The 17,828-nt window shown below is 64.1% G+C and carries 16 protein-coding genes; 5 read left to right on the top strand and 11 right to left on the bottom strand.

Going from position 1 to position 17,828, the window contains the following annotated elements:
• Positions 1 to 405: 405 nt before the first annotated feature.
• Complete coding sequence (locus AC3WOS_RS02550; protein WP_492714258.1) at positions 406 to 987, top strand: hypothetical protein; 582 nt, start codon at positions 406 to 408, stop codon at positions 985 to 987.
• Positions 988 to 1,602: 615 nt separating this feature from the next.
• On the opposite strand, the gene AC3WOS_RS02555 is transcribed toward AC3WOS_RS02550, so the two are convergent.
• Positions 1,603 to 2,934, bottom strand: coding sequence for a type II toxin-antitoxin system HipA family toxin (locus AC3WOS_RS02555; protein ID WP_492714259.1), 1,332 nt, complete (start codon positions 2,932 to 2,934; stop codon positions 1,603 to 1,605).
• A gap of 1 nt (position 2,935) precedes the next feature.
• Entirely contained in the window at positions 2,936 to 3,289 is a 354-nt protein-coding gene (locus tag AC3WOS_RS02560; RefSeq protein ID WP_492714260.1) for a helix-turn-helix transcriptional regulator, read from the bottom strand.
• A gap of 163 nt (positions 3,290 to 3,452) precedes the next feature.
• Here AC3WOS_RS02560 and AC3WOS_RS02565 point away from each other — a divergent pair, with 163 nt between their 5' ends.
• Together AC3WOS_RS02565 and AC3WOS_RS02570 are read left to right on the top strand one after the other, a co-directional pair.
• A complete protein-coding gene (locus AC3WOS_RS02565) occupies positions 3,453 to 3,731 on the top strand; it encodes a toxin-antitoxin system TumE family protein (RefSeq protein WP_492714261.1) in 279 nt (92 codons plus the stop codon).
• A 29-nt stretch (positions 3,732 to 3,760) separates the two neighbouring features.
• Complete coding sequence (locus AC3WOS_RS02570) at positions 3,761 to 4,135, top strand: HVO_A0114 family putative DNA-binding protein (RefSeq protein ID WP_492714262.1); 375 nt, start codon at positions 3,761 to 3,763, stop codon at positions 4,133 to 4,135.
• A 129-nt stretch (positions 4,136 to 4,264) separates the two neighbouring features.
• Here AC3WOS_RS02570 and AC3WOS_RS02575 read toward each other — a convergent pair whose 3' ends face one another.
• Both AC3WOS_RS02575 and AC3WOS_RS02580 read right to left on the bottom strand, forming a co-directional pair.
• The gene (locus tag AC3WOS_RS02575; protein ID WP_492714263.1) at positions 4,265 to 6,589 is read right to left on the bottom strand and encodes a TonB-dependent receptor; all 2,325 of its coding nucleotides are present in this window, start codon (positions 6,587 to 6,589) and stop codon (positions 4,265 to 4,267) included.
• Positions 6,590 to 6,781: 192 nt separating this feature from the next.
• Positions 6,782 to 8,833 carry a spermidine synthase gene (locus AC3WOS_RS02580; protein WP_492714264.1) on the bottom strand — a complete coding sequence of 684 codons (2,052 nt, stop codon included), beginning with the start codon at positions 8,831 to 8,833 and terminating at the stop codon, positions 6,782 to 6,784.
• A 265-nt stretch (positions 8,834 to 9,098) separates the two neighbouring features.
• Here AC3WOS_RS02580 and AC3WOS_RS02585 point away from each other — a divergent pair, with 265 nt between their 5' ends.
• Both AC3WOS_RS02585 and AC3WOS_RS02590 read left to right on the top strand, forming a co-directional pair.
• Positions 9,099 to 9,299 carry a hypothetical protein gene (locus tag AC3WOS_RS02585; RefSeq protein WP_492714265.1) on the top strand — a complete coding sequence of 67 codons (201 nt, stop codon included), beginning with the start codon at positions 9,099 to 9,101 and terminating at the stop codon, positions 9,297 to 9,299.
• 51 nt (positions 9,300 to 9,350) lie between these two features.
• Positions 9,351 to 10,109 (top strand): GIN domain-containing protein, encoded by a 759-nt coding sequence (locus tag AC3WOS_RS02590; RefSeq protein WP_492714266.1) that lies wholly within the window; start codon positions 9,351 to 9,353, stop codon positions 10,107 to 10,109.
• Positions 10,110 to 10,196: 87 nt separating this feature from the next.
• Here the strand turns inward: AC3WOS_RS02590 and AC3WOS_RS02595 are convergent, their stop codons facing one another.
• The 7 genes from AC3WOS_RS02595 to AC3WOS_RS02625 form a co-directional block, all read right to left on the bottom strand.
• Positions 10,197 to 11,417, bottom strand: a complete 1,221-nt coding sequence (locus AC3WOS_RS02595; protein WP_492714267.1) for a LytR C-terminal domain-containing protein — start codon at positions 11,415 to 11,417, stop codon at positions 10,197 to 10,199.
• 15 nt (positions 11,418 to 11,432) lie between these two features.
• Entirely contained in the window at positions 11,433 to 12,374 is a 942-nt protein-coding gene (locus tag AC3WOS_RS02600; RefSeq protein ID WP_492714268.1) for a type II secretion system F family protein, read from the bottom strand.
• Between the two features lie 13 nt (positions 12,375 to 12,387).
• Positions 12,388 to 13,365: a type II secretion system F family protein gene (locus AC3WOS_RS02605; protein WP_492714270.1), complete on the bottom strand. Its 978-nt coding sequence runs from the start codon at positions 13,363 to 13,365 to the stop codon at positions 12,388 to 12,390.
• A 9-nt stretch (positions 13,366 to 13,374) separates the two neighbouring features.
• On the bottom strand, positions 13,375 to 14,721 hold the full coding sequence (locus AC3WOS_RS02610; protein WP_492714271.1) for a TadA family conjugal transfer-associated ATPase: 1,347 nt from the start codon (positions 14,719 to 14,721) through the stop codon (positions 13,375 to 13,377).
• A 25-nt stretch (positions 14,722 to 14,746) separates the two neighbouring features.
• Complete coding sequence (locus AC3WOS_RS02615; RefSeq protein WP_492714272.1) at positions 14,747 to 15,919, bottom strand: CpaE/TadZ family protein; 1,173 nt, start codon at positions 15,917 to 15,919, stop codon at positions 14,747 to 14,749.
• A gap of 81 nt (positions 15,920 to 16,000) precedes the next feature.
• Positions 16,001 to 16,294: a hypothetical protein gene (locus tag AC3WOS_RS02620; RefSeq protein ID WP_492714273.1), complete on the bottom strand. Its 294-nt coding sequence runs from the start codon at positions 16,292 to 16,294 to the stop codon at positions 16,001 to 16,003.
• A 14-nt stretch (positions 16,295 to 16,308) separates the two neighbouring features.
• The gene (locus AC3WOS_RS02625) at positions 16,309 to 17,772 is read right to left on the bottom strand and encodes a type II and III secretion system protein family protein (protein WP_492714516.1); all 1,464 of its coding nucleotides are present in this window, start codon (positions 17,770 to 17,772) and stop codon (positions 16,309 to 16,311) included.
• Positions 17,773 to 17,828 lie beyond the last annotated feature (56 nt).

Consider the following 17,828-nt stretch of genomic DNA (forward strand, 5'->3'; position numbering starts at 1 on the left):
GTTTTTGTCCGTTTCATAAATCCTCCCGTTGATGAAGTTTACCAAACAGGAGTGTCCGAAAAAGTCAGAGTACCTCAAAGTTAGCTAGCGTAGGTGGTCGTCTTAGGAAGCTTGTTTATGTTCGCTTGCAAAATCAGCTCTGTCTAGGGCAAACCTCCTTACTGAGCATAGATATACAAAGCCGGGTACAAAACCGGGTATGTTCTTTCGATATTTTGTGTATTTTTGCAAAATTTATGGGCTATTGCTGTGAACTTCCCGTTCAACGTCGAAGCTAGAAGTGACTCAACTGTTGTATTTTTCACAAACAGGTAAAAAATTTCTATCAAGTATTGACCCATGGAACTATCTTATAGATAAGCCTTCCCTTCTTGGTACTGATCCAATGGCCGTATAGGAATCGATATGTCGAAAAACCTGCCACCATCGTTGCCAAATATGCAGCAACAACTGGACGTTTCCATTTATACGTCGCATGGGCAGCGAAAGGTACCCGACATCCGGACGCCCGCCAGGCAGAAAGCAGTAAATTTCGAAAACAAGGTACGACATGCACCCGTCGAAAACGGGGCGTTCTTCCGTGCAGATGGCACTTTGATAACACAAAAAGCTGGCACCATAAATAGTATCCATTTCGATCAGCATGAACTCGTCGGCACTGGGAAAAGCTTGTTCACGCACAACCACCCCAACGGACTGTCCTTTTCATGTCCAGATGTCGAGCAGGCCGTTGAGATCGATCTAATCGAATTGCGTGTCGTAACAACCTACTGCCGTTATATCCTTCAACCAAATGGGAGTTGGCCATCCTGGCCGACCATTGAAAGCGCCATCCAGCAGCATGGACCTCATGCTCACCAATTTGTCACAGCGATGGTGCACTCTTGTCAACTTGCAAATGGGGACGTACGCAAGGAAATGCAGCACCAGTTGTGGCTTTTGGTTGCGCATGACCTAAACCTCATCTATTCACGGGAGCCGTCTTAAATGGATACGCAAAACGCCGTACCCTCTCTTGAGGAATTCCTCTCTGAGATACTGCCGCCACCCGGTTACGAAGGATGTGTGGTGGTTGAAGTGCATGGTCACGTTGTCTGGATGAAACGCTCGGATTTGAAACCCACCGACGCTGTTTGCTTTTTTGACGGTGACTGCCGCACAGTGTTGGTTCCGGAAGACCCGCGAATTCGAAACCTCTTGCGTTAGTGCAAGACTTTGGGGCAGTCAACGCAACACTCTTACAACAATTGGCAAAGGCCTACTTTTGTTGGTATTTTTGTTGGTATCCATGCGATTTTCGTCAGATTTTCATAGTGTGATGTGATACCGGCAGTCGCACCAGCAACATGCATCACCCTGCCTTACGCAGTCACGAAACCCGCTTGCCTCATAGGTAAGCGGGCTTTTTTTTGCCTCATGGAAATTTGTGCAAGGGCATAAGATAGGATAGTTATAGTTGAACAAGAAGAGAACTGGTTAGGCACTCGCCTTCGATCCGCAGTACCGTAACGCAATTGTGCCCCACCGTGGTTGCACGGTTAATGTTATGTTAAAAATTCTTTATTTCTTGGAAGATTTCTACCGCTGAGCAGTCCTGCGACACTACATCCCGGCAAGGTGATCCCGTTGCCGCACAAGACCTTGCAAGATCGCCTTGGCCAAATCCTTCGGATACCCTTCGGGAAGCTGCGCATAGGCCGATGTCACCACGCCATCGACGGCCGCCAGCAAATCCTCGATGATGCCTTCGGCGGCGGCGGCACCCAGGCCGACCAGCTCCGCGTGGTTCAGCCAGTGCCGGCGTTGTATCTGCTGCAGGTTGTAGTAATTCTGCGCGCCTTTGACAGCCATCGCCAGTTTCGCCCGTTGTGGCGCCAGCTTGTTCGCCCCGGCTCCCAGAATGGGATGAGCGGAGAGGACGTCGTACAGTGGCGTAGCCTGGAACCGGCTTCCAGCCAAATGGAAAATGCTGAAATTTTTCGCGTGGCCGTCAGTCGCCGCCAGCAGCCAGAACACGAGCTGGGTTTTAAAGAAATTCAACCTGTCCTGTTCCGACTGTTCCGACCCCAGCAGGACTTCCATGATCTTGCTGATCCCCGGGCCGCCGTCCGCCTGGTACTTGTGCAGCGGTGACGTTCCCGTGGCCTGACAGAAATCCTCCTGCGGCAAGCGCACGATCCAGCTGCCGTCCTCGGCCGCCCTGCGGTCGAAGCGCTCAACGACCAGCACCTTCATGTTCTCAAACTGCGCGATCTCACAGTGCGCGACGGGCAGCCCGAATCCCTGCATGATGCGCGAACACAGCCACTCGTTTTCAACCGACGTGCGCATGTCGGCCTGCATCGCGCCGACCAGTCCCAGAGGCAGCTTCAGGATATGCGTGGTCGGCGTGCTGCCTAGCGGACGTTGCCACTGCCCCTGATGCCACAGCAAGGCGCTTTTCTCCTGGGCGCCAGCAATCGACAGTCTGAGGTCATCGACCTCATCGCCTTGGCCCAGGGGACGGTCGGCTACCGCGTTTCGCAACAGCGTGGCGACGCCGCGCTCATCCAATGGTTCGCTTCGAATTGAAAAAAGATCCGTCGGTGCTTCATCTGTGGGCAGCAGCTGGATCGCGCCGACGCAGTCCCGGCCGACAGCGGCCAGCAGCTGATGTGGCTCGATCCCTGCAGTTCTGAAATGACGCGCGATTCTGCGGCGTATCGCTTCGCTGTCGGGCAGCAGGTTATCGAAATAGTTTTGGACCAGCGCCCCACGATACGGGGCGTTGCCCGGCTGGAAGGGCAAGGAAAGCGAAAGCGGACGGCCCTGCGCATCGTCCAGCCACTCGTCGAAGTAGGTCAGCGTAGCGCCGCCGGCAGACGCATCCCAGTAGCCGACAGGGGTTCCATTGAGCCAGATATTCAATCGCTGGGCATGCGCTCGCCGTCCCATGTTACCAATGCTCCGTTTTCTTCGATGGCGGGATCACCTTCGGCGGCGCGGCCACCCTACCCTTTCGGGTGCTGGCGATGGACGTTGGCACTGTCGGCGCTTCGGGCGAAGCAAGCACAACATCAGGCGAGGCCGCCGCAGCGCTCTCGCTCAGCACGATCTCGCTACCAAGCAGCCGTAGGATGGTAAACAGGCGTTCTACGCTCGTGGCCGAAGGGTTCGCTTCGATCTTAGCGTAACTTTGCTGTGTTACGCCAAGGAGAGCGGCGACAGCGGTTTGTGACAAGCCCGCGCGCTTTCGAAACCCGACCAGTAACGGGCGTATCTGTTGCAATGTTCGAATGGGATAGTCCACGTCCGCAGCCCTCGTTATTTTTTACAGTATATAAGCTGTAAATTTAAAATACAACCTGATGATTGTATTCAAATTTTACACCTCTTAGGCTGTAACTCTGGCGCCAATGAGCGCGAACGCGCGCCCAACAATTAAGCAACCGCAACACCAGCCGCCATCAGTCATGACATTGTTCATCATGGCTGACAAAAAGCTTATTGACGACACCTACAAAATTTCCGAGAAGCGCGGCAACGGCCAACTGCGACGGGAAGTCTGGGTTGACGATCGCGGCCATGTCACGCGCTACGACCTCGCCTATATAAATCAGCGCCTCTACCAACGAGACAACGGCCGGGTAGTGGGTTACGATAATGCACACGATAGCCATCATCGTCACCACATGGGGACTGTTGAACCGGTCGATTTCACGCCATTCGAAGACATCGAAGCCCGCTTTTAACGGGACTGGACTGCCTTGCAGGAGCGGAAATGAGCAAACTGATCATCAAGACTGGCGACGAGGCAGAATTTTTCCAGCGTGGACGAAAACTCGCGCAATTAGCCGACCAGGGCCGTGAACTACCGAAAGAGAGCATCATCGCCTACGAGGATCCGGCCGACGTCCTCAAACTGCTGAGCGCCGCCAAACTGGCGCTTTTTCGCGCCATCAAAGACCAGCCCGGCTCGATCACGGCCATCTCGGAGCGCCTCCATCGGGACAGAAGCGCAGTGAAGCGCGATGTGGATGCGCTCGCCAAGGCAGGCTTGGTCAAGGTCGAACCAAGGGTGCTACCAGGCCATGGCCTGATGAAAGAAGTCAGCGTCACCGCGCTGCGTTTCAAATTGGAGGCTGTGCTGGCTTGAACCCGGGTACAAACTCCCCCCGGGCATCATCCGCATTGCTTCGCGCGTGCCCACGAGCATGCGTGCGCTCAGCACAAGAAAAAAGGCCGATCACTCGCATGACCGGCCTAGGCTGACTTCCAAACGCCGTCAGAACTTGCTGGACAAGCTCATGCCTATGCTGCGCGGATTAACCCGGTAGCCCTGCACAATGGACGCCACCTGCGGATGCTGGATCAGCGTATCCTCATCGAGCGCATTCTTGACGAACACGGTCACGCTGACACGGTCAAAGCTCATCCCTGCGCTAAGGTCCACCGTGTGATAAGCCGGCCGCAGGTAGTCGGTCTGGTCCGGATCGAGCGAGCCGTGGCTGGCCCCCACCCACTGCACTCCGCCCATCACGAACGCGCCGCGCTCGCCGACGGCGAAGTTGTACTGCGCATTGATGGCCGCGTTGTACTTCGGCACGCCCTGGATGGGCGCCCCTTCATGCGCACCGACGATGCCCGACTGCAGCCCGATATCGTTCGACAACTCCGCCTTCACATAGCCGCCCGACGCGCTCAGGGTCAGGCCAGCCATCGGCTTGCCCTTGATCTCGAACTCGAAGCCCTTGCTGGTGGCGTCGCCCGCGTTGGCGTTGTAGGTGTAGGCGCAGGTCGGCAGATACACGCCCTGCTGGATGTTCTTCCACTTCACGTAGAACAGGTCGGCATTGACGGTCAGCCGGCCACCCAGGAAGCGCGACTTGTTGCCGACCTCGTAGCTCCACAGGCTGTCCGGCGCATAGGTGCCGGGCGCGGCCGTGATGCCGTTCGCTTCCAGGTCCGGGCCGCAGGTGGTGGGCGGCACGTAGACGTTGGAGCCGCCAAGGCGGAAGCCCTTGGCCACGCTGGTGTAGACGGTGTTGTTGGGATCGAGCTCCCAGGTCAGCGCGTATTTCGGCGTGAACGCCTTGGTCGACTGCTCGGCGCCGCCGTTGCTGCCGGCGCCGGCCAGGTACAGGCCGTTGTGCTGCGACAGGGTGGTGGTGGCCTTCAGGTAGCGCGCACCCACGGTGGCGTGCAGCGTGGGAGAGAAGTAGTAATTGAGCTCGCCGAACACGGAGCCCTGGCGCTCGCGATAGTGGAAGTTGCCCGAGAACGAGTTATCGTTCGGGAAGTCATTCGGGAACGCGCCGGGCAGGATGTCCGGGTCCGACGTGCTCAGGCCGAACTGGTTGAACAGCGCGTTGACGCCGAAGATGGGATCGTTCTCGGTGATGTTGGTGTGCTGGTTGGCGTAATAAACGCCGCCCAGCCAGGTCCATGGCGACACGCTCGCGTCATACGGCTTGGAGGCGAGCCGGACTTCCTGTGCGATCTGGCGCACCTGGTTGTTCAGGTAGACGGCCGACGGCAGCGCCGCCACGCCATCGATCAATTCCTGCGGCGCGGTGCCGCCGTCCGCGACGGGGGTCATGAAGGTCGACAGCGAATAGCTGTTGTAGGCCGAGCCGTTCTGCGTGCGGTCGAACTTGCGCTGGAAATAGCTGGTGCTGGCCGTCAGGTCGGCCGCGCCCATGTCCCAGTTGACGGTCACGCTGGGCGCCAGCAGCACGTCGTTGGACGGTTCGCGCACCTGCTTTTGCGCCTGGTAGCGCGGCAGTTCGAGGTTGAAGGCGGCGATATCCTTGGCGTTGACCCTCTGGTAGTAGAGCGACGGCGTCACCGTCACCGTGCGGCTCGGCACCCACTTGAGCGCCACGCGCAGTTCCTGGTCGTCGATCTTGTTGATGTTGTTGGCCAGCGTGTTGCCGGCCCCGTCGACCTGGTTGATGAAGCCGCCCGTGTGCTGGACTTGCGCACCGATGCGCAGCGCCAGTTCATCCTTCACCAGCGGGAAGTTGCCGACGATGTTGGCCGCGTAATTCATGCTGCCACCCTTGGTGCTGGACGCTTCCGTGTAGGTGGTGAATTCGCGTTCCTTCAAATCGGGTTCGTTGGGCACGAACTTGATGGTGCCGCCCATGGAACCGGCGCCGTACAGCGTGGCCTGCGGTCCGCGCAGCACTTCCACCCGGTCCAGGTCGAAGAACTTCGGCTCGATGTTACCCATGGTGTAGACATTGCCCACCGTGACGGGCACTTCGCCCAGGTAGATGCCGACCGTGGCCGCGCCGGCCGCCGAGCTGATGCCGCGGATTTCGATATTCGAGGTGCCCGGCCCGGCGCCGCCGTTGCCGGTGGCGGCCGTGAAGGAGACGTTGGGCACCACCCGGGTCAGGTCGGTGATGTCGGTGACGTGTTCGTTCTGCAGCTGGGCGCCGGTGACGGCGCTGATGCTCATTGCTACCTTGCTGGGATCTTCCTTGCGCTTTTGCGCGGTGACTTTCACGACTTCGATCTGGTCGGACTGCACGCTTTGCGACCATGCCGGCGCGACCAAAGTGGCGGCAACGGCGACGACGAGGGTTTTTCTGCGTATTTTCATGCGAAATCTTTCCAAGAGTGACGAGGTTGCTCTATGAATACATCAGTGCTCTCGAATGGTGCACGAATCAGTTTAAGAATGGTGAAAAAAGCCAGCAAGTGTGGCGTTTTTTCATCTTTTCCATCGAGATCATCTTGCTTGCATTATAAGCAAGAAGCCTGCCATGGGCTGCGCCAGCGGCCGGCGCAACCCTCACTTGAGGATGCTGTAAATGCTGCTGTAATCATCCGTCCACGGCCGGATCGTGCTGAGGCGCGGGGACTGGGTGGCCACCTGCCGTATCCGCTCCGGGTGGGCGATGCTGGCCGGGCGGGCCACCAGCACCCATTGTGCGCGGGCGAGGCCCGTCTGCGGGTCGGAGTAGGAATCGACCAGGAAGCTGTCGCGGTGGTAGTGGGCGGCGGCGCTTTGCACTACCGGCACCAGGTCCAGGTGCAGGTTCGATACGTGCACCGCCAGCACACCGCCCCCATTCAGGTGGCGGAAATATTCGCCGAACGCTTCGCGCGTGAGCAGGTGAACGGGGATGGCGTCGCCGGAGAAGGCGTCCAGCACGATCAGGTCGAAATGCTGGGGCGGCTCCGCCTCCAGCGACAGGCGCGCGTCGCCATGGGCGATTTCCACCTGTGCCTTGCAGTCGGACAGGAAGCTGAATTGCGACGCGGCCAGCTTGCTGACGAGCGGATTGATTTCATAAAAGCGGTAGTAGTCGCCGGGACGGCAGTATGCCGCCATGGTGCCGGCGCCCAGCCCGACCACGCCCACCCGCTGGGGCCCTTCCGTCCGGCTGGCGGCCATCCCCACCCCGGCGCCGCCGATGGCGCCGTAATAGGACGTGGGCCAGCGCCGCCGATCCGCCTGCCGGAATTGGAAGCCATGCAGGATGATGCCGTGCGATAGCTGCCGCACGGCGTCCTTGCCCTCGCCCAGGTCGCGCACCTTGACGATGCCGTAGAAATTCCTGGCCTTGATGGCGCCGCGGTCGATCAGCAGCTCCTTGCCCACGTAAAGGCAGGTGCTGAGCGTGGCCGTGAACACGACGCCCTTCTTCCACGACTCACCGGACAGCATGAACGGCATGGCCGCATCGGGCTCCCGGCAAACGGTAAGGAACACCATGAGCAAAGCGCCGATGGCGGCGATGGCCAGTTCGTAATTATCATTGAACAGGCGCGGCGCGAGCAGGGCGACGAACACGCCCCCGATGGCGCCGCCGCTGGCGATCATCAGGTAGTAGGCCGTCAGCTGGGACGGCGCCGGTTTGAGCCTGGCCAGCTCGCCATGGCACACCATGCAGCAGACGAACAGGCCGGTGCAGAACAACAGGATCTGCCAGACCACGTTCTCGTTGAGCAGCATGGGAAACATGCACAGCACGACCATCACGGGCACGATGCCGGCGAACAGGGGCAGATAGCGGTCGCGCCGGTACCAGCGGCTGCTCTCGAAGCACAGGATAAAACTGAGCAGGTACAGTACCAGCGGCAGCACCCACAGCAGCGGGATGGGCGCGATATTTTCCGTCAGGTGGCTGGTGATGGACATCAGCAGCACCGTCGGCAGGGCCGCCAGCGCCACCCAGCGCAGGCGCGCGTGCCGCTCCAGCGTCACGCGCGCCACGGCGGCGGCGGGTGCGGGTGCAGGTGCCGGCGCGCCGGCCTGCATCCAGGCGCCGCGCACGGCCAGCGCGATGCAGCACAACACAAACACGCCATAGCCCGCGGACCAGCCCAGCGCCATGCCGCGCGTGGCCAGCCGGGGCTCGAAAAACAGGGGATAGCTGAGCAGCCCCAGCATCGAGCCGAAGTTGGACAGCGCGAACAGGCGGTACGGAATGCGGCCGGCCTCCTCGCGCGCGTACCAGGCCTGGATCAGCGGGCCGGTGGACGACAGCAGGAAATACGGCAGCCCTATCATCGCCGCCATCAGGCCCAGGATGCGCCAGGACGGGTCGGCATCGCCAACGGGCTTCCAGCTGGCATCGGCCACGATGGGCAGCAGCGCCATGCTGGCGGCCAGCAGCAGGATGTGCAGCACGGCCTGGCGGCGGGGGCCGAGGTAGCGCACGGTCAGGTGCGCATACAGATAGCCCAGCAACAGCAGCAGCTGGAAGAACAGCATGCAGGTGCTCCACACCGCCGCCGAACCGCCGAACCAGGGCAAGATCATCTTGCCCACGATGGGCTGGATCTGGAACAGCAGGAAGGCGCTCAGAAAGATCGTGCTGGCATACAGAAGCGTCATTGTCGCTGTCCTATCCACTGGCTATCGTTCTGGCAGCTTAGAGTGTCACCGCATGGCGCGCAATAGCTGTTTTGTCCTGCCCAGGACAGCCTGCGCACGCCGTTGCGCCGGCCGCGCGCCGCAACGCTTCCCGCTTGCTATCCGCATTCTGGTCCGCAAAAAACGCAGTTCGTCGCATGCCGGTGGTGGTGTGCACGGTCCCTGTCTATAGTTCACTCATCGCAGCACACAACCGAGCAGACAACCACCGACAAGGAGCATCAAAATGAACATCGCCAAAAACATGGAAGCCATCTTCATCATCGCCACCGTACTGATCGCCGGCACCAGCCTGGCCACCGCCGCAGTCCCGGCGCACCACGCCGCCACGCACACCGTGACCAAGGTGGACACCGCCAGCATGCAGGTGGTGACCATCAGCGCCAAGCGCCTGACCGCGGAACAGAAGGCCGCACTGGGCAACTAATAGCGCAACGAAGACCATCAACCATCCACACTTGACGACGGGAGCATCAACATGAAACGAATCATGCGCGCAGCATTCCTGGCCACGGCACTGTGCAGCGGAGCACACACCGCGCTGGCCGATGAAGCCGTCAGCGAGCAGCGCGCGGTCGATGCGCGTACCGTCAACGTCAACCTCGATGGCGTCATCAGCCTGAGCGTGAAGCGGGGGCCGGCCGCGCTAACCATCTCCGGCGACCCGCGCTACCTGCCCAAGGTGGTGGTCGAGCAGCGTGGCGACAGCCTGCACATCGGCACCGAGCTGCGCGGCGTCCACATGGGCAAGATGGATCTGCGCGCCGAGCTGACCCTGCCCAACCTGCACGAGCTGGTATCGGCCGGGGTGGGTTCCACCGAGATCAACGGCTTTAACGGCGACACGCTGAACCTGGCGCTCAACGGTGCGGGCGGCATCAACGCCAGGGCGCAATACCGGAACGTGACCGTGAAACTCGGCGGCGCCGGCAGCATCAATCTGGACGCGGGCAGCAGCGACAACATGGATATGAACCTGCGCGGCGCGGGCAGCATGCATGTCCACGGCCAGACCAAGAAACTGCACGCCAACCTGAGCGGCGTAGGCAGCCTCGATGCGCGCCAGCTGCAGGCCGACAGCATCGACGTCAGCCTGACAGGCCTGGGCAGCGCACGCGTCTACGCGAAGAACAGCGCCAATATGAATCTGACCGGCCTGGGCTCGGCCACCGTCTACGGCAATCCGGCCAATCGCCAGGCCAGTGCACGCGGCATGGGCAGCGTGCACTGGGAGTAGCACCGCCAGCACCGCCGTCAGGCGCAACAGAAAACACGTGGGTGTGTTTTGCAGTCCGGGTCCCTCCCCCGGACTTTTTTTTGCCCGCTATTTCAGATAGCGCTGCCGCAGCACGGCGGCGCTGAGCAGGTCCCGTCCCAGCACGATGCGCACTTCGGCGCGCTGGTTGTCGGCGCGCGGTTCCGTCGCCGTCATGCCCAGGCGCGCGGCCAGTACCTGGGCCGCCGCCTGCTGGTCCGCCCGGTATTCGATCCGGCTGACAGGCACTGCGAACGGCCGCATATTCGTCAACCGCACCACCTTCACGTCATCGCTGCGCACCGTGCGCGCCAGTGCCGCCGCCATTCCGGTCACGCCGTTGCCATTGCTGATTTCCAGCCGTACGGCCATGCCTGCATTTGCCGCTAAAGCCGGTGCGGCGGGAGCGGACGGCGGCAACAACGCTGCCGGTGCGCCGGCCGGCCGCACATCCGGCGCCTGCAGCGGCAGCTGCGGCGCCAGTGCCGATGCCGGCGATGGTGCCGGCGCCGCGACCCGCCGCAGCTGCACCATCGCGCCGCCGGCCGCGACCACTTCGGTACGCGCCAGCGATCGCGGCCAGCCTGGCTGAGGTGCCGGCACAACCGGCGTCGCATCGTGTTCACCTTCGCGGCCCGCATCGGGCCAGCTATCCTGTCCCCGCCGGGCGGCCAGCGCGCGGGCGGTGGCGGGCGCCATGCCCTGGTCGGCCAGCAGCGCATAGTCGCGCCGCAGGTCGTGCGCCTGCAGCGAGCGCGCCTGCCGCAGCATCAATGCCGCGCGTTCACCCTGCCCCTGCTGCTCCAGTGCCTGCGCCAGGTGCTCCCAGCTCACGGCGTTCAGGGGATCGAGCACGCACGCCTTCTCCAGCGCGGAGACGGCATGGCCGCCATCGCCGGCCAGCAGATAGGCATAGCCCAGGTTCCCCAGCAGGAAGGCCGATTCCGGCGTGACCGCGCCGGCGCTTTCGCGCACCAGTTCCTGCCATAGCACGATCGCCTTGCCGTAATCGCCCTGCCCTGCGTACAGCACCGCCAGGCCGTTGCGGGCATTCACATGGCGCGGGTCCAGCTGCAAGGCTTGCCGGTACGATTGCAGCGCATCCTCATAGCGCCCGGCCGCATGCTGGTTGCGGCCCAGCGTGTAGTAGCCATCCGCCAGCGCCGGCGCAGACACGGGCGCAGGGGCCGGCGCAAGCTGGCCGGCGGCCGGCGCCACGCCAGCGCTGCTGCACGCCAGCAGGGTGGTGCCGGCACAGATGGCGCTCAACAGCTTGATCGTGGTTCGCATGGTGGTCTCCCAGGGTTAGGACGTGCCCGACAGCGTAGGCAGCAGCACGCGCATGACCTGCATGGCCGCAGGTCCCAGCAACACCAGCATCAGCGTGGGGAAGATGCAGAAGATCAGCGGGAACAGCAGCTTGAGCGATATCTTGGCCGCCGATTCCTCCGCCGCCAGGGTGCGCTTGTGGCGCAGGTTATCCGAGTGCACCCGCAGCGAATCGCCCATGCTGGTGCCGAAACGCTCGGACTGGATCAGCATGGCCACCAAGGTATCGACATCTTCCACCCCGCTGCGCAAGGCCAGGTTACGCAACGCCTTCTCCTTGCTGAAGCCGGCCCGCATTTCCATCAGCACCAGTTGCAGTTCCTGGGCCAGCGCCACGCTCTTGATGTGGATTTCCCCCGCCACCTTGGCCAGCGCCCGCTCCAGGCTCAGGCCCGCCTCCACGCACACGGTGAGCAGGTCCAGGCCATCAGGGAAGTTCTCGAAGATTTCGCGCTGGCGGCGGGCGGCGGCCCGGGCCAGGACCAGGTTCGGGCTGTAATAGCCCACGCCCGCGCCGAACAGCAACAGCAGCAGGAAGCCGTTGTGGAATACGCTGTCGAGCGCGGCGGCGCCCAGCACGGCCAGCAGCGCCGGCACCCCCAGCGCCAGCACCGTCTTGGCGCCGAAGTACAGGGTGGGTGCATTGGCGTTGCGCCAGCCCGCGTTCATGAAGCGCGCGCGCAACGGCTGCCGTTCCCAGCCCTCCTCCGGCAGCGACAACTTCATGAACGGCTGCGCCACCTTGGCCACGCGCTCTATCCAGCCGTTGTCTTCCTGCGCTTCCGGTGCCGGCGGCGCCATGAAGCTGCCCAGCCGCTGGCGCAGCGGCACCGAGGAAAACATCAGCATGGCCAGCAGCGCCAGCGCCACCACCACCGCGAATACGATCGCCAGAAACAGGATCTGCTGCCCTTCCATGCCATCCTCCCGTTCACACCCGGATGCGGATCAGGCTGCGCATCCACAGCACGCCGATGGCAGAGGTACCTGCCGCATACCACATCAGCCGCACCCCCATCGGGTCCTCCCACAGTGGACTGACGTAGGCCGGATTGAGCAGCGACATCAGCAGCAGCACCCCGATCGGCAACAGGCCCAGTATCCAGGCCGACATCCTGCCTTCGGCCGACATCACGCGCACCTGGCCCAGCAGCTTGAGACGGGCCCGTATCAGGCGGCTGATGCTGCCCAGGATCTCGGCCAGGTTGCCGCCCGATTCGCGCTGGATCAGCACTGCGATCACCAGGTAGCGCAAGTCCGTCAACGGCACCCGCAGGGCCAGGTTGTGCAGCGCTTCGTTCATCGGCACGCCGTAGTTGATTTCCTGGTGGGCGAAGCGGAATTCGGCGGCGATCGGGTCCGGCATCTCCTCGCCCGCCATCTGCAGCACGTTGGCGAACGAGTGGCCGGCGCGCAGCGCACGGCCCAGGAAGTCGGCCGCCTCCGGCAGCTGCTGCTCGATTTTCTGCAGGCGCGCGGCGCGCGCCCGCAGCAGCAGGCCGCCAGGCACCAGCAGGCCCGCCGCCACGGCGGCTACCGTGGCCGGCGTCGGCAGTTCCCACAACTGCGGCAACACCAGGCCCGCCAGCAACGCCGCCAGCGCCCCGCCGAGGAACTGCGCGACGGACCACGACCGGCCGGTCTGCAGCAGCAGCCGGTCCAGCAGCACCAGCTGGGGGATGCGGCGCAGCACCCTTTCCAGGACGGGCGAGGCGGCATAACGGCGTTGCTTGAGGATGCTGACCTGTTCCGCGCCGCCCTCGGCGCGCCCCGCCATCAGCCGCAGCCGCTTGGCGATGCGGCGCGCGCCGCCGCCACGGCTGCCGGACCACCACAGCCAGCTGCCTTCGATCGCCAGGATCACGGCGGAAAACAGCAGCACCGCAAAACCCGTCATGAACATGTCCATCGCCAGCTCCTATTCAAATACCCGGTCGGGATCGAACACGGCGTCCGTCACCGGCACCCCGAACATGCGCAGCCGGTCCGCGAAGCGCGGCCGCACGCCGGTGGCATAGAACTGGCCCAGCACCTTGCCCGTCGCGTCGACCCCGGTCTGCTCGAAGCGGAAGATCTCGTGCATGGCCACCACCTCGCCCTCCATGCCGGTGATCTCCTGCAGGCTGACCAGCTTGCGCGTGCCGTCCGTCAGGCGCGACACCTGCATTACCACCGTCACGGCGGAACAGATCTGCTGGCGCATGGCGCGCGGCGTCAGGTGCACGCCGGCCATGCCCACCATGTTCTCCAGCCGCGACAGCGCATCGCGCGGGGTGTTGGAGTGGATCGTGGCCAGCGAACCTTCATGGCCCGTGTTCATGGCCTGCAGCATGTCGAGCGCCTCGGCCCCGCGCACCTCGCCCAGGATGATGCGGTCGGGCCGCATGCGCAGCGCGTTGCGCACCAGCGAGCGCTGGTTGACTTCGCCCTTGCCTTCGATGTTGGGCGGGCGCGTCTCCAGCCGCACCACGTGGGGCTGGCGCAGCTGCAGCTCGGCCGCGTCCTCGATGGTGACGATGCGCTCGCTGGGCGGGATGAAGGCCGACAGCACGTTGAGCAGCGTGGTCTTGCCGCTGCCCGTGCCGCCCGAGATCAGGATGTTGATCTTGGCCTGGCCCAGTGCCTGCAGCACCTGCACCATGGGCGGCGTCAGGCTCTTGTACTCGAGCAGGCGCTGTACGGTGAGCGGGTTGGCGGCGAAGCGGCGGATCGACAGGATGGGGCCATCGACGGCCAGCGGCGGAATGATGGCGTTCACGCGCGAGCCGTCCGGCAGCCGCGCGTCGACCATGGGGCTCGACTCGTCCACCCGCCGGCCCACGCGCGAGACGATCTTTTCGATGATTTTCATCAGGTGCGTGTTGTCGTGGAAGGTCACCTCGGTCAGCTCCAGCCGTCCGCTGCGCTCCACGTACACCTTGTCGCAGGTGTTGACCAGGATGTCGGACACGCCGGGATCGGCCAGCAGCGGCTCCAGTGGCCCGAACCCCAGCATCTCGTGCTGGATGTCGAGCACCAGGCTGTGGCGCTCGTTCTGGTTGAGCGCGATGCGCTCGTCCTCGATGATGCGCTGGACCAGCAGCGCCAGCTCGTGCTTGAACTGCTCCGGCGTGAGCCGCTTGAGGCGTTCCAGGTCGATGCGGTCCAGGATGGTCTGGTGCATGCGCTTCTTCAGTTCCTGGTAGGCCGCGGCGGCCAGCGCCGGATGGCTGCCGTGGTTCGCCCTGGGCTCGTCGGCCACGGCCAGGCGTTCGCGTAGACTCATGTCGCTCTCCTTCCGATGGTGTGCGCTACTCCGCCTCGCTGCGCCCGAACAGGCGGTCGAACAATCCCTTGCTCTCGGAGATGCGGCGCGCCGTCACCAGTTCCACCAGGTCGGCCAGGCTGCGCGCCACGGCGCTGCTGCGCGAGAGCTGCAGCACGGGGATGCCCTGATTGACCGAGTCGGTGGCCGAGATGTAGTCGTTGGGCACGGTATGCACCACCTCCGCCCCCAGCGCGTGTTCCAGGTCCGCCAGCCGCAGCTTGCCGCCCTTTTCGTAGCGGTTGACGATCAGGCGCGTGCGCTCGTTCGGATAGCCGAGCGAGCGGAAGATGTCGAGCAGGCGGCGGCCGTCGCGGATGTCGGGCAGCGCCAGCTGCAGCACCGGGTAGATGGCGTCGGCCTGGTCCAGCGCGCGCAGCGAGATGGCGTCGATCTGGCGCCCCACGTCGAGCACGATGAAGTCGTAATGCTGGCGTGCCACGCGCAAGATGGTGTCCATGTGCTCCGGCTTCATGTCGACCGCGTGGCTGGGATCGTCGGCCGCGGCCAGCACGCCGAAGTTGGAGGCCACGTGCACCAGGCACGAATCGAGGAAGGCGCCGTCCATGCGCGCGATCTGGGCGCAGATGTCCGACAGCGTCATGCTCGGCTTCTGGTCCGACACGTACAGCGTGGCGTCGCCGAACTGGCGGTGCAGGTCGATCAGCAGCACCTTGCGCTCGGCCAGCGCGGCCAGCGCGTAGCCGAAATTGGTGGACAGGAAGGTGGCGCCGCTGCCGCCCTTGCAGGAGATGAAGGCCAGCACCTTGCCGTCGCGCATATGGGACACGCCGGCCGCCACTTCGATCCGGTCCATCGCCTCGTGGAAGGCGCGGTGCACCAGCGGCAGCTGCAGCACCTCGCGCATGCCGGCGCGCATGGCGCGGATCAGCAGATCCTGCTGGGCCTCGCGCGTGAGCAGGATGAAGGAGGCGGACGGATAGTGCTTGCTGAGCCGCTCCACCAGTTCGGCCTCCTCGGCCGCCACTTCGCTGGCATCGAAGATCACCAGCGCGGGCGGTTCAGGCATCAGCCGCTCCACCGCGTCGCGCAGGCCGTTGCGGGACGCCACCAGCTGCACGGGCGGCATGCGGGCCGATCCCTGGGCCGCTATTTCCGCATGCAGCAGGCTGTCGCGGCTAATCATCAGCGCTTTCATTCCAGTTCCTTGGTCTAGTCGTTGAGGTGGCCGCTCACGGCCGGACGCCGCCCTGGCGCCCCGGCCGGGCGGGACGGGACTTCATTTGGCGCCGCTCACGCCGATGGTGAAGCTGGCCGGCTGCGGCTTGGGTTCGGAAAACGATTTCTCGTAGCGCCCGAAGGCGGCGCTGGCGGCGCGGCCATCCATGCCCGCCACCGGATCGGCGTTGCGCGCCGCCTCCGGGTGCAGCACCTGCTGCGCCAGCGTGACGCGCGCCGCCTGGCCGAACCGCCGGTCCCATTGCGGCGTGGTGTCGGCGCAGGCCGACAGCAGGATGACGCCGGCCAGCACGGCCAGGCGGCCGGCGGCGCAAGACAAGGTAGCGTGGCCCATGGTCGGTCCTCCGTTCATTTCAGTTCGAATTCGCGGTCCCTGCCGCTGCTGGCCGCGGCGGCCGGCGCCGGCGGCTTGCCTTCCAGCCGTCCGCCCAGGAACAGTTCGGCCCGGCCCGGCGTCGTCACGCCATCCGTCGGCAGCGCGTAATTGGATGGCAGCGGCTTGACCAGGTGGGCCGTCACGACGAACAGCAGTTCCGTGCGGTCGTGCTGGAAGTCGGTGCTGCGAAACAGCGCGCCCAGCACGGGCAGCTCGCCCAGCACGGGCAGGCCGTGGATGTTGCTGACCTGGTTGTTCTTGATCAGGCCACCGATGGCGAAACTCTGGCCATCCATCAGTTCCACCGTGGTGGCCGCGCGCCGGGTGGTGATCAGGGGCAGGATGGCGCCGCCCGAAAAACCGGACGCCGATATGCCCACCCCTTCGCGCGACAGTTCCGACACTTCCGGCGCCACCCGCAGGTTGATACGCCCGCCGGCCAGCACGGTGGGCGTGAAGCGCAGGCCCACGCCGAACTCCTTCTCCTCCAGCGTGACCTTGTTGTTATCCTGCGCCACCGGGATGAAGATCTTGCCGCCGGCGAGAAAACTGCCCTCCTGGCCGCTGATGGCCATCACCGTCGGCTCGGCCAGGATGCGCACCAGGCCATCCTGCTTTTCCGCCTCCACCGTGAACTGGGTGCCGTTCGACTTGCTCGCGTCGACCATGCCCTTGACGGTACCGGTGAGGAAGTTCGACAGCAGCTTGGCGGTCCAGCTGCCGGAAGCGAAGCGCAGCGTGCTGCCCGCTTCGAGCTTGTCGAGCAGGGTCTTGGAGACTTCGGCGATTTTCACTTCCAGCATCACCTGCTGCGGCGCGCTCACGCCCAGCAGGTTGATGATGCGCGGGGTGCCGGCGGCGCCGCCGGATGCCGCCGCAGTGGATGTCGCGGGCGCGGCGGCGGCGCCCCCTTCCTCGCCCTTGCGCACTGCCAGCGCCTGCGCCGGCCGGCGCACATAGGCCGCCGCCAGATCGAGCACGTGGGCCAGCGTGACGGCATCGTCCACACTGCCGCTCAATACCAGCGAGTCGGCCGCCGCGCTGACGCGGATGTTGCGTTCCTGGGGCAGCAGGGCGGCCAGCGTGGCCTGCAGCGCTGCCGGGTCTATTCCCACCGTCACCTCGACCACGCTGCAGGTGCCGCTGCGGCCCTGCACGATCAGGTTGGTGCTGCCCACATCGACGCCGGCCACGTACAGCGTGTCGGGCGACACCAGCATTGCCTGCACCACGGCCGGATTGCCCACCGCACGCGCCTGCACCGCCTCGGGCAGGCGCATCAGGGTGGACTTGCCCAGCTGGAGACTGAGGCTGCCCGGCGCGGCGGCCTCGCCCGTGCAGCGCAGCTGCGCATCCTGGCGCGCGGCCGGCGTGGCCGGTGCGGACGCGGCGCCGCCGGCGCGCACCGATGCCAGCGCCGCGATGGCCGGCCCCATGTCGGCCTGCGGCAGGTTGCCCGCCGCCGGCGCGGCAATGGCGCTGCCGCTGGCCG

It is taken from the genome of Rugamonas sp. FW305-51, assembly GCF_058786935.1.